A 12,270-nucleotide genomic window follows, 5' to 3' on the forward strand; every position below is an offset into this window, starting at 1 on the left:
ATCATAACTATGTAATTTTAAAAATAGCAAAAAAGTTATTTCCAAAAAATATTTTTGAGCTTTTTAAATTAGCTCAAATATTTTTCAGAATAACTTTTCAACTTACACACTTAGTGAGACACTACCTTAAAGTTATAAACCCAAAAGCGTCCCAATTCAGGACGCTTTTATATTTCTATCATTTCTATCAGATTATTCACCCTTTCTTAAAATCCCCACTATCCACATCTCTCAAAAACTGAATCACGCCTTTGAAATAGTTTTTCTGGTCATCGTATTGCGAAAGGTGGCTTCCGTTCGGGCAAAACAAAAAGCGTCCGTTTTGTACTTCGTGAGACATCCATTCCATGTGTTTGGGATCCATGGTGTCGAATTTGGCACCAATCACAAGTGTCGGAACGGTAATCGTTTTGAGTCGAGCCGTGACATCCCAATCCTTTAAAGTGGCGTTTCCGGTAATTCCAAATTCACTTTGGCCTTGCATGTACACATACACAGACGGGTTCATGTGCTTGAAAGCCCTGTTTATGGATTCTGGCCATTGGTCAACTGGCATTCTTAGTATGTGCTCGGTATAGTAATATTTGAACAGCAGTTCGGTGTATTTTGGGTTGGTGTAATCTTTGTTTTTTTCAAATGTTTTGATTTGGTCAAAAACAGCTTTTGGAAGTTTGGGTCCCAATACTTCTTCGGCATATTTGTTGTACGCAGGTGCGCTGGCCATCATGTTGGAAATAATCAATCCTTTGAGATTCTTTTGGTATTTCAAAGCATATTCCATCGCAAGGATTCCGCCCCAAGATTGTCCCAAAACATAAAAGTTGGTGTTGTCACAACCCAATGCTTTTCGAACCTGTTCTACTTCTTCGACAAAACGTTCGTTTGTCCACAAGCTATTATCATTGGGCTGATCGCTATAATACGAACCCAATTGGTCATAGTAGATGTACTCAATACTTTCGTTTGGAAAATAGCCGTCAAAAGCTTCGTATAGTTCATGCGTGAGACCGGGACCTCCGTGAAGCAACAATACTTTGATCGTTGGATTGTTGCCCACCGTTTTTGTCCAAACCTTGAAAGTGCCTTTTGGAGTGGTAATTGGGATCATTTTGATCCCGCCGGTAAACTGATCGTCTCTTTTGGCAAAACTCAGATAATTGGCTTTTACGCTGTCTTCCGTTTTTTCTTTACAGCCTGCAATTAAAAAGAGGCTGATGAAAAGGAGGGAGTAGATTTTGTTTCTCATAACATGGTTTTTGAATAGAATTGTGAAGATAAGAAGTTTTTAAACGCAAAAGTCCCGATAGTGACTATCAGGACTTGTGAATTTTAATTTAATTGGTTTTTATTCGAAATGACCGTATATTTTAATGTATAGGTTTTTATAAATTTCTAATATAATTTTTCGTTTCAATTTCAAAGTAGGAGTAAGGTGTCCTCCTTCAATTGACCAAACATCCGGTGTCAATTCAAAACGTTTTACTTGTTCCCAATTTCCGAATTTTGGATTGATATGATCAATTTCTTCTTGAATACGTGCAATAACTTTTGGGTGTGCTATTATTTCTTCATTGGTTTTACCTACCTCAATTCCGTGTAGTTTTTCCCATTCCTTGATAAATTCAAAACTAGGTTGAATGAAAGCAGCAGGCATTTTTTCACCATCTCCAATAACCATAATCTGTTCGATAAAACGAGATTGTTTCATGGTATTTTCGATAATTTGAGGTGCAATGTATTTTCCTCCGGAGGTTTTGAACATTTCTTTTTTACGATCGGTAATCGTTAGGAAACCTTCTTCGTCAACATTTCCAATATCTCCTGTGTGGAAATACCCATCGATAATCGCTTCGGCAGTTTTTTCGGGATCTTTGTAATACCCCATCATCACATTAGGCCCTTTGCAAAGAATCTCACCATCTTCGGCAATTTTTACTTCTACATTATCAATGGCTTTACCAACTGTTCCAACTTTGAAACCTCTGTTTCTCATGTCATTTACGGTAATAACAGGAGAAGTTTCGGTTAATCCGTAGCCTTCCATTACCGGAATTTCGGCAGCAGCAAAAACGCGGGCTAATCTTTTTTGAAGAGCAGCACTTCCGGAAACCATTAAATCCAAATTACCTCCCAAACCTTCTTTCCATTTGCTGAAAATTAATTTACGGGCAATTTTTAATTGAAATTCATACCAAAAACCGTTGGCACCATAAGGAGCATAATGCAGTCCCAAATTGATAGCCCAAAAGAAAAGCAATTTTTTAATTCCTTTCAGTTCAGTTCCTTTGGCAAGAATACTGTCATATACTTTTTCAAGAAGTCGTGGTACAGCTGTGATTACGTTTGGTCGAACTTCTTTTAAATTAGCACTGATTTTGTCAATCGATTCTCCAAAATAAACAGATACACCATAATATTGGTATAAATATAAAATCATTCTTTCGAAAATGTGACAGATCGGAAGGAAGCTCAATGCCACACTTTTTCCTGCTTCAAAAGGAATTCTGGGGGCGCTATTAAGCACATTTGACACTATGTTTTTATGAGAAAGCATAACTCCTTTTGGTCTTCCGGTTGTTCCGGATGTATAAATGATAGTGGCTAAATCATCCGTTTTTACATTGTTCTTTCTGTCCTCGACTACATCTTGATTGCTTTTGTCTTCTCCTAGTTTTAATAATTCACTCCAGTTTCTGCAGCCTTCTATTTCATTAAAAGAAAACACTTCTTTCAAGGAAGGCACATTCGCTTTGATGTTGTTTACTTTATTCAATACTTCAATATCCGAAACAAATACATACATCGCTTCAGAATGATTCAGAATATATTCATAATCTTCTTGAGCAATAGTCGGATAGACAGGAACGTTTTGGGCACCAGTCTGCAAAACACCAATATCCATGATATGCCATTCGGTTCTGTTACTGCTTGAAATGATAGCTATCTTGTCATCTTTTTGAATACCCATTCGAAGCAATGCTCTGGAAATTGCATTGGCTTTGTCAATATATTCTTGGGTTGAGGTTTTCACCCAAACACCATTTTGCTTCGTTACTAAAGCATCCGGTTTATTGTAATTTTCTAGCTGATAATAGGGGAAATCAAAGAGACGGGTGATGGTTATCATTGTATAATTATTAAATTTTTTCGCAAATTAAATAAAAATTAATAATAATTTTTATTTTATAAAGAATAATTACGATTAATATAATTACAGTATTGGTAATCAACGAAATCGTTTTCTTAAAATTGTCAAAATTAGCTGTAAAAAATGGATAGAAATATTTTTCGCCTATTTTTTAACTTATAAAATAGTAGTTATCAGAGCTTTTAATTTGTAGTTGGTTATTCTATATATTCTTTTACTCTCTCTCCAGAAATGAACATTTTCTTTTTGTCATGATGAATTGAAAAGGATTGTAAAATCCATTCGTTCTCATCTTCAGATTTGGAAGAATCTGTTTTTTTATACCAAAAAGAATACGAGGCACTGTTGAATCCTTCTTTGAAAATAGGAATTCCAGATTCGGAACATTCGATCCCCCAAATAATATTTTCTTTAATGAGATCTTCGTTTTGCATAATTCCTGTGCCATCCGGATTTAGGATTGTTGTAGGCTCGATTTGGTTTACATATGTATAAAGGCCCGTTATAGGATAACCAATGACTGTGGCAATATAGTGGTCTTTGCCTTTTTCGTTGATTTTGGTGATTTTAAGTTGAGCGTAGGAATTTGTTGCACTCAATAAAAGTACAGCGGCCAATAAGAAAAGTTTTTTCATGAATGTAGGTTATTTTAAAAAGTTTAAAGAGCAAGGGGCGTTGCTTTTTATACAAGGGTTAAAGGTGTATTTTGTGCTAAGGTACAAACTGAATTTTAGATAAAAAAAACTCATTCGGGTATTGGAATGAGTTTTTTTTATTATTTAAATTGGACAACTGTCTATCTATCTTTTTTTTAGTATTTTAACTAGATCGTTGCCATCGATTATTTTTTGTTTGTTCTGATTTTAAATATAAATGTTCCTGTAATTGGCTTACTAATATCTGACGAAGAAATTACGTTGGCTTTCATCTCATATTTACATTCAACGATAAAGACTGCGTATTTTGGTTCACTTTTTAAGTATTTTACCGCGACTACTTGATTGTATTCTGTCTCTGAAAACCCTTCTAAACTTATTAATCGTTTTGTAGTGTCATCAATACTATTTGCATCCAAAGGTAGTTTTTGCGAGAATTGGAAGGGTTCATTATTTTCATAAGTTGCCATTATTTTGTGTTTTTTCAAAATTTTTGCCTTTACAATTTTAGAACTGTCTCTTGGGTATGAAAAACAAAATGTTTCATTAGTAGATGCCGAGCTAGCAAGAACGGTTGATGTAGAGTCGTTTATTTCGTTTGGGTAAAGGTCTAATTTATCACAATTTATTTTTCTTTCCCAATCAGGTGTTTTAAAGGATAAATGTAAATAATCTATAGTATTTTGGCTATTAAGACGGGTTGGGTCTTTTTTTTCATCATTAGTGCAAGAAGTTAATACTATTGAAAAAAGAATTAGGTATTTACTTAATGTTTTAATGGTTTTCATGATTTTTATTTTTTAGATATTGTTATTACAATTGTAATATGAATTGGATAGTTATTAGTTTCAAGAACAAGAAAAAAGATTTTTTCCTTTATAAGGATTATTGCCTCTTTGATTGAACTAAAAAAAATAATGTCCGATTTTAAATTTGATTATTCGAAACTATTTCGCAGAAGATAAGCAACTATTTAATGTGCAGTTTTTTGTGCGAATGATAAAAATGGTTATTTAGATTGCTATTAACTTCATCGTACTTGAACAAAGTAAAATCTTATATATAAAAAGGGCAATACCCACAAATGGGTATTTTTAGATTTTTGGAATGCATATTTGGAGTATCGTTCCGTTGTTTTTTGAGCTATTGATGTCCAATGTTCCTTTATAAAATAAAACTCTTTTTTCTATATTTTCCAAACCAAATCCTTTGGCTATTACTTGGGGATCAAATCCTTTTCCATCGTCTGTAAATTGAAAAAGATAGTGTTTTGAATAGGCATAAAGTTCAATGATTACTGATGTTGGTTGACCATGTCGTAATGCGTTATTAATGATTTCGAGCGATATAAGATACATATCAAAAATCCATTTTTCTTGAATCTTTTCTGGGAAATCATAAGAAAAAATTTCGATGGAAGTATTTTTTAGATTTAAATTCCATGATGGTATTTGTGATTCTAAGCTAGAAATGAGAGCACCCTCATCTAAAGATTTCGGCAAAATAGTATGTGATATTTCTCTGATGTCACTAGCCAATTTTTCAATATTATTTTTTGCTAAGTCGTTGTTTTTTAATTGTATAAGTTGTAAAATGTGAGCTATTTTGCTTCCGAAATTATCATGAATAATATTAGAGATATTGCGTCGTTCTCTGATTTGTGTGTTTGTTATAGTTTGTAAAGTTTTTTCTTTTTCTAAAATTATTTCTCTGTTGAGTTCATTGTTTCTCTGAAAGGTCGATATGTAATTTTGTGTCAATATATATCCAAACATTAGAATTTCATAGAAGCAAATATAAATCAGAGAGTTGTGTGGTGTTGAGTAGCCTATGATTTTGAATGAGCTGAAAATATTGACGGTTCCCCAAACTATATGTGGTATAAATGCCGCTAGAACATAAATTGCTGAGTTTCTATTATTTTTTAAATTTTGCGAAGCATTCATTAATATAAAAAAAAATATGATTGTGAAATTGATATATCCAATATAGAAGAACGGTTTTAGCCATTCATTTTTGTTTATGAGCAATAGGAATACAGTAATAGAAATTAATATTAAATTGATCGTATTAAGTAAGATGATAATATTATATTTTTTGGATTGTGTTTGTTTTACTCCTAAAAAAGTAGTTACAAACAGTGTTAAAACAATCATCCATATTGCTGCGGAATAGATTCTAAGTTCACTGAAATAGAGAAAATTATTAAAGAAAATATTCTTAGCAAAGTGGGTTGAAATCATCAAATAGATAATAGTAACAGTTGCATATAGATTGTAACACAAATAGATTTTGTCTCTTGAAAAATAATATAAATGGAAGTTAAATAAGATTACTAAGAAAACAATTCCAAGTGAAAAAGAAAGAAGGGCTATTTTATGGTTCGATTTTTGTATTAATGCGCTTTCATCTTCTAAATAAAAATTAAATTTTGCGAAAGAAACTATTTTTTTGATTCTAAAAAGGAGAACTTTTTCTTGGTTAGGTTTTAATGTTACTTCAAATGCTTGTGCTTCTATAAACGGACTTATATTTCTAGTTCTGTCCCCAAGAGTTTTTATAGTATTGTTATCAAATAAAGAAATGCTATCAAGATCATTATTGTTGAGGCAAATCCATTTGGACTGAGTATTAATGTTGTCTAAATTCTTAATCTTTAATGTACACCAAACAGCGTTGTTTTTATTGTATCCAATATCAATTCCTTTTTTTAAATCAAAGGATTGAAATTTTTTGGTTTTAATATCATTACGATTCCACTGTGATAGTGTGTCTACAGCGAAAAGAGGATTTTTTAAAATCAACTTTGTACTTTGGCTAGAGGTAAGCTGGGAAAAGAGAAATAGGCTAAGAAAAAATATTATTCTCATGGGCAAATTTTATTAGAGATCCACAATTAGAAATTTCGAGTTTTCTATTGATGTTTTTTCTATGAGTGTCTACAGTCGATTTGCTAATGTATAATAAGTCTGCAATTTCTTTACTTGTTTTTCCTTCAATTATCAGTTTTATAATTTCTTTTTCTTGCTTGGATAAACGAAATTTATTGACAATATTTCCATCTAAAGAGGTATAATTATGAGTTATTTTTTTGTGGTTTTTATTAATATAAAATGCTGCAGCATTGTCCATTTCTATAACTTCGACAAGTTCTTCTGCTGTAGTTTCTTTTTTTAAAAAAGCATTTACACCCATTTTTTCTGCTTTTTGAATTAAAAAATCTTCAAAATAAGCGGTAAGAATTATTGACTTAGCCTGTTGTAATTCGTTCTTAAGTTCTTCAAGTAATACAAAACCGTCAAAACCATTAATATTTAGATCACATATAAAAACATCTATACTATTTTGCTGAATGTAATTTCTGCACAATTCAGAATTACCAAAAGGAAATATGGAATAGTCATGCCCAAATTTTTTTAGAATTTCGGTAATGCCTCCTAAAAAAAGAATGTGGTCATCACAAATAACAATTTTTTTGCCCATAAAAATCTTATCATAAAATCAGTAGCAAGTTACAATTAATCATGAAAAAATGACAATACCCATTAATGGGTATTTTAGATTCTTAATAAACAGCGAGTTCACTCTTGCGGGAGCGTATAAAAAGGATTAATAAGTATAATTATAAAGATGTAAATATCCTTCAAAAAAATCTTTAGTTCCTTTAGTGTAAAGGTAGGTTAACGTTTTTTTCTCGATAATGTTTCCATTGTTATCCAATTTATAGTTTATGGATATTTCCTCATTAGGGTATTTTGTATTGTTGTTTGCTTTAATAGTAATAATATGAATTAATCTGTTATTTCGGTCATATTTGCAGATATTTTTATTCAATAGTACACCTGATTTTAAAGTCTGTATTTCATTTATCATTCCGTTAGGATCATAAATGTATTTTGTGACTAAATCTGTAGATTGGTAATCAATTTGGACAATTTGATTGTTATCATTGAAATGATAAAAATACTCATTTCGGGTATTTGTCTTTTTTAATTCTCCTTCAATATTTTCTTGTCCTTTGTATAAAATATTCTTCTTTTTGACATATTTGTAATCAATTGTTGAAAAAAAAGATGTTTGAGCCTGATTAGCCAAATTGGTATCTGATGTGTCTTTATCTTTTGATAAATCGTTTGTTTCAATGTCTATATGTGAAACATAGCCTTTGTTGGTGTAACTGAAAAAATATTTTTTCGATTGAAAGTCGGTATAATTTTCCTCAAATTCTTTAGTAAGACCGTCTTTGTCGAATTTATACAGATTACTAAATGTTAGAGAATCGGCAATTTTGTTCCCTTTTGCATCTAATGAAAATTGCTGTACCTGCATTTGGGTTACATCTCCTTTTAGTCCCATAGTTTTTGCATTAGCACCCAATAATTCCAACATAGGATTACTTTTTAATGACGCATCTGAAATTTGAGAAAAGGCAGGATTTATTAGAAGCATCAGACTTATAATAAAAAGGTTTTTGATTCTATTCATTGGTTGTTTTAGGTTAATTGAAGATTTTAAACAAAATACTTCATGAAAAACCCGTCTCTGAAAATAGCAAGAGACGGGTTTTATTTGGTAATAAAATATTGATTACTTAAATCTTATTTGTTTGTATTGTCTATCCATTTCTTGGCATTCACAAAAGCTTCGTGCCAAGGTGTAACTTCGTCATTTCTGTGTTTTGGATAGTGTGCCCAGTTCCATTGGAAAGTAGAACGTTCAATATGTGGCATCATTACCAAGTGGCGACCAGTTGAATCACACATCATAGCTGTATTGAAATCAGATCCATTCGGGTTGGCAGGATATCCTTCGTAACCGTATTTTCCAACGATGTTGTACTGGTCTTCTGCGTATGGTAAATTGAATTTTCCTTCACCATGAGAAACCCAAACTCCAAGCGTGCTTCCCGCCAAAGTCGACAACATCACCGATTTGTTTTCTTGAATTTTTACCGAAGTAAATATACTTTCGTGTTTGTGGCTTTCATTATGAAGCATTTTTCCGTGAACTTCATGCTCTGGATTTACCAGTTCTAATTCCATAAACAATTGACAACCGTTACAGATTCCTACAGATAAAGTATCCTCTCTTTTGAAGAAGTTTTTCAATGCAGTGTTTGCTTTTTCATTGTATTTGAAAGCTCCGGCCCAACCTTTGGCAGAACCCAAAACATCTGAATTCGAGAATCCACCAACAGCTCCGATGAATTGAATATCTTCCAGATTTTCACGTCCCGAAATCAAATCGGTCATGTGAACGTCTTTTACATCAAAACCTGCTAAGTACATTGCATTGGCCATTTCACGCTCGGAATTACTTCCTTTTTCACGAATGATAGCCGCTTTTGGTCGTTCGACTGCGCTCGAGATGACAGGTGCTTTACCAGTAAAGTGTGCAGGGAAAGTGTAGTTTAATACTTGGTTTTTGTAATTGTCGAAACGGGCTTGTGCGGTTCCGTTTTTAGCTTGTTTTTGGTCTAATAAAAATGAAGTCTTAAACCAAATGTCTCTGTATTTGACAATGTCTAATTTGCAAGGACCAAAGTCTAAAGTAGCTTCTGTTGTTGCATTTCCTAATTTGTAGAAAGATACATTGTTGGCTTTCAATTTAGCTTCAACTGCTTCGTCTGAATTGGCTTGGAATACAACCGCTATGTTTTCTGCAAAAAGATATTTTATAATGTCTTTTTCTTCAAAAACTGAGAAGTCAATTTTGGCTCCCAAATTTACATCAGCAAAACACATTTCCAATAAAGTAGTGATCAAACCGCCGCTTCCGATATCGTGTCCAGCTAAAATTTGATCGTCTAAAATCAATTCTTGTAATGTATTAAATGCATTTTTGAAAAAAGCAGCATCTTTAATGGTTGGCGCTTCGTTTCCGATTGCATTCAGTGTTTGTGCCAAAGAAGAACCTCCTAATTTGAAGTTGTCTTGGGACAAATTAATATAATAAATTGAACCACCGTCTTTTTGTAAAACAGGCTCCACTACTTTTCTAATGTCTGTACAGTTTCCACCAGCCGAAATAATTACCGTTCCCGGTGCAATTACTTCGTCGTTTGGATATTTTTGTTTCATCGAAAGTGAATCTTTCCCGGTCGGAATGTTGATTCCTAATTCGATTGCAAAGTCAGAACAAGCTTCAACAGCTGCATATAAACGAGCATCTTCACCTTCATTTTTACAAGCCCACATCCAGTTGGCCGAAAGTGAAATCCCTTTCAATCCGTCTTTAATCGGAGCCCAAACAATGTTTGATAGTGACTCTGCAATTGCTGTTCTTGTTCCTGCAACAGGGTCAATCAAAGAAGCAATAGGAGAGTGTCCTATTGAGGTTGCAATTCCTTCTTTTCCTTGATAATCCAAAGCCATAACACCAACATTGTTCAAAGGCAATTGCAATGGTCCTGCACATTGTTGTTTGGCTACTTTTCCACCTACACAACGGTCCACTTTGTTGGTTAGCCAGTCTTTACAGGCAACAGCTTCTAGTTGTAAAACTTGCTCTAAGTAAGTAGATATGTTTTTTACGCTATATTCTAATTCAGGATAGTTGTAATCAATAGTTTTGTCAATCATTACCGTTTTTGGTGAACTTCCAAAGAAATCTTCCAAAGCATAATCCATCGGTTTTAAGCCAGTAGTTTTTGATTCGAAAGTAAAACGGTGATCGGCAGTTACATCACCTACTTGATACATTGGAGAGCGTTCTCTGTCTGCAATTCGTTGTAAAATGTCGATATCTTTTTTACCAATAACTAATCCCATTCTTTCTTGGGATTCGTTACCAATGATTTCTTTTGCCGAAAGCGTAGGGTCTCCAACAGGTAATTTGTCTAAATCAATCAAGCCTCCTGTTTCTTCCACCAATTCCGAAAGACAGTTTAAGTGTCCACCTGCACCGTGATCGTGAATGGAAACGATAGGGTTATTATCACTTTCTACCAAACCACGAATGGCGTTGGCAGCACGTTTTTGCATTTCTGGGTTGGAACGTTGGATCGCATTCAATTCAATTCCTGAACCAAAAGCTCCTGTATCTGCTGATGAAACCGCAGCTCCACCCATTCCAATTCTATAATTTTCTCCACCAAGGATAACGATTTTGTCCCCTTCTTGTGGTTTGTGTTTGATGGCTTGATCTAATTTTCCGTAACCAATTCCTCCCGCTTGCATGATTACTTTATCGTAACCAATTTTGCGGTTATTTTCTTCGTGTTCGAAAGTCAAAACCGAACCAGTAATAAGTGGCTGTCCAAATTTATTTCCGAAATCAGAAGCTCCGTTTGAAGCTTTTATCAAGATGTCCATCGGAGTTTGATACAACCATTTTCTTTCGGTTACGGCATCTTCCCATGGTCTGTTTTCTTCCAAACGAGAATAAGAAGTCATGTAAACTGCAGTTCCTGCCATTGGCAAAGACCCTTGTCCTCCGGCCAAACGGTCACGAATTTCTCCTCCTGATCCTGTTGCAGCTCCGTTGAAAGGCTCCACTGTTGTTGGGAAATTATGTGTTTCAGCTTTTAAAGATATAACCGAATCAAATTCTTTTATTTCGTAAAAATCAGGTTTGTCGGCAGTTTTTGGAGCAAATTGTTGTACTCTTGGTCCTTTTACAAAAGCCACGTTGTCTTTGTAAGCCGAAACAATATCGTTAGGATTTTCCTGAGATGTTTTTTTGATTAATTTAAAAAGAGAAGTTTCTTTTTCTACGCCATCAATAACAAAAGTTCCGTTGAAAATCTTGTGACGACAGTGCTCTGAATTGGCTTGTGAGAAGGCAAAAATCTCAGAATCCGTTAATTTTCTGCCTAATTTAGTTGACAAATTATCCAAATATTCTACTTCTTCCTGACTCAAAGACAAGCCTTCTGTTTTGTTATAAGCAGCAATATCATCAATATTCAAAATAGCTTCAGGCTGAATGTGAATCGTGAAAATATCTTGATTCAACTCGGTATATTTTTGCGAAAGCATAGGATCGAAATCGTTGAAATCAGCCCTTACTTTTTGGAATTCTTCAATACGAATTATTCCAGAAATCCCCATGTTTTGGGTAATTTCTACCGCATTGGTACTCCAAGGCGTAATCATAGTGGCACGCGGTCCAACAAAAAAATCCGACAAAACGGATTTTTCTATTTTATTCGAGTCGGCAAAAAGCCAGTTGAGTTTTGAAATGTCTTGAGCCGAAATTTCGTTTTGCGTTTGTACTGCAAAAACAGTTTTGCTTTGGTTTTCAAAGAAATGGATCATTGTTGTGTAGTTTGTTGTATTTAACGGTGCAAATTTAGTTAATTAAGATTAAAAAAGGAATAAAAAAAAAGCGACATAATTGCTACGGTCTGGACACATCTCTAAAAAGCATCCAGCCTTGCATAATTGCGGCGAATTTTTGAAGACCAATCCAAAAGGTTGTGATGCCAGGTTTTCTCTCTGAAAGATAACCTTTCCAGCCTCCTAA

General features: G+C 33.7%; 8 protein-coding genes. All 8 read right to left on the bottom strand.

The window, feature by feature from the left end; all coding sequences use genetic code 11:
* Nucleotides 1–196 precede the first annotated feature (196 nt).
* The 8 genes from KZH69_RS19830 to purL all read right to left on the bottom strand — a co-directional run bounded on the left by KZH69_RS19830 (nt 197) and on the right by purL (nt 12,062).
* Nucleotides 197–1,246, bottom strand: coding sequence for a proline iminopeptidase-family hydrolase (locus KZH69_RS19830; RefSeq protein ID WP_219319206.1), 1,050 nt, complete (start codon nt 1,244–1,246; stop codon nt 197–199).
* Nucleotides 1,247–1,345: 99 nt separating this feature from the next.
* Nucleotides 1,346–3,127 carry an AMP-dependent synthetase/ligase gene (locus KZH69_RS19835; RefSeq protein ID WP_219319207.1) on the bottom strand — a complete coding sequence of 594 codons (1,782 nt, stop codon included), beginning with the start codon at nt 3,125–3,127 and terminating at the stop codon, nt 1,346–1,348.
* A gap of 218 nt (nt 3,128–3,345) precedes the next feature.
* Nucleotides 3,346–3,783, bottom strand: a complete 438-nt coding sequence (locus tag KZH69_RS19840) for a hypothetical protein (RefSeq protein WP_219319208.1) — start codon at nt 3,781–3,783, stop codon at nt 3,346–3,348.
* A 206-nt stretch (nt 3,784–3,989) separates the two neighbouring features.
* A complete protein-coding gene (locus KZH69_RS19845) occupies nt 3,990–4,592 on the bottom strand; it encodes a hypothetical protein (RefSeq protein ID WP_219319209.1) in 603 nt (200 codons plus the stop codon).
* Nucleotides 4,593–4,898: 306 nt separating this feature from the next.
* The gene (locus tag KZH69_RS19850) at nt 4,899–6,608 is read right to left on the bottom strand and encodes a sensor histidine kinase (RefSeq protein ID WP_219319210.1); all 1,710 of its coding nucleotides are present in this window, start codon (nt 6,606–6,608) and stop codon (nt 4,899–4,901) included.
* Nucleotides 6,609–6,651: 43 nt separating this feature from the next.
* The gene (locus KZH69_RS19855; RefSeq protein ID WP_219319211.1) at nt 6,652–7,287 is read right to left on the bottom strand and encodes a response regulator; all 636 of its coding nucleotides are present in this window, start codon (nt 7,285–7,287) and stop codon (nt 6,652–6,654) included.
* A gap of 126 nt (nt 7,288–7,413) precedes the next feature.
* Entirely contained in the window at nt 7,414–8,289 is an 876-nt protein-coding gene (locus KZH69_RS19860) for a hypothetical protein (protein WP_219319212.1), read from the bottom strand.
* A 113-nt stretch (nt 8,290–8,402) separates the two neighbouring features.
* A complete protein-coding gene (gene purL / locus KZH69_RS19865; protein ID WP_219319213.1) occupies nt 8,403–12,062 on the bottom strand; it encodes a phosphoribosylformylglycinamidine synthase in 3,660 nt (1,219 codons plus the stop codon).
* Nucleotides 12,063–12,270: the final 208 nt, after the last annotated feature.

The sequence above is a fragment of the Flavobacterium taihuense genome, from assembly GCF_019351435.1.
In the GTDB taxonomy this organism is placed as follows: Bacteria; Bacteroidota; Bacteroidia; order Flavobacteriales; family Flavobacteriaceae; genus Flavobacterium; species Flavobacterium taihuense.

Bases quoted from the DNA above. Each gene is read 5' to 3' on its own strand.
- KZH69_RS19830 (WP_219319206.1), bottom strand. From the start codon at position 1,246: ATGAGAAACAAAATCTACTCCCTCCTTTTCATCAGCCTCTTTTTAATT.
- KZH69_RS19835 (WP_219319207.1), bottom strand. From the start codon at position 3,127: ATGATAACCATCACCCGTCTCTTTGATTTCCCCTATTATCAGCTAGAA.
- KZH69_RS19840 (WP_219319208.1), bottom strand. From the start codon at position 3,783: ATGAAAAAACTTTTCTTATTGGCCGCTGTACTTTTATTGAGTGCAACA.
- KZH69_RS19845 (WP_219319209.1), bottom strand. From the start codon at position 4,592: ATGAAAACCATTAAAACATTAAGTAAATACCTAATTCTTTTTTCAATA.
- KZH69_RS19855 (WP_219319211.1), bottom strand. From the start codon at position 7,287: ATGGGCAAAAAAATTGTTATTTGTGATGACCACATTCTTTTTTTAGGA.
- KZH69_RS19860 (WP_219319212.1), bottom strand. From the start codon at position 8,289: ATGAATAGAATCAAAAACCTTTTTATTATAAGTCTGATGCTTCTAATA.
- purL (WP_219319213.1), bottom strand. From the start codon at position 12,062: ATGATCCATTTCTTTGAAAACCAAAGCAAAACTGTTTTTGCAGTACAA.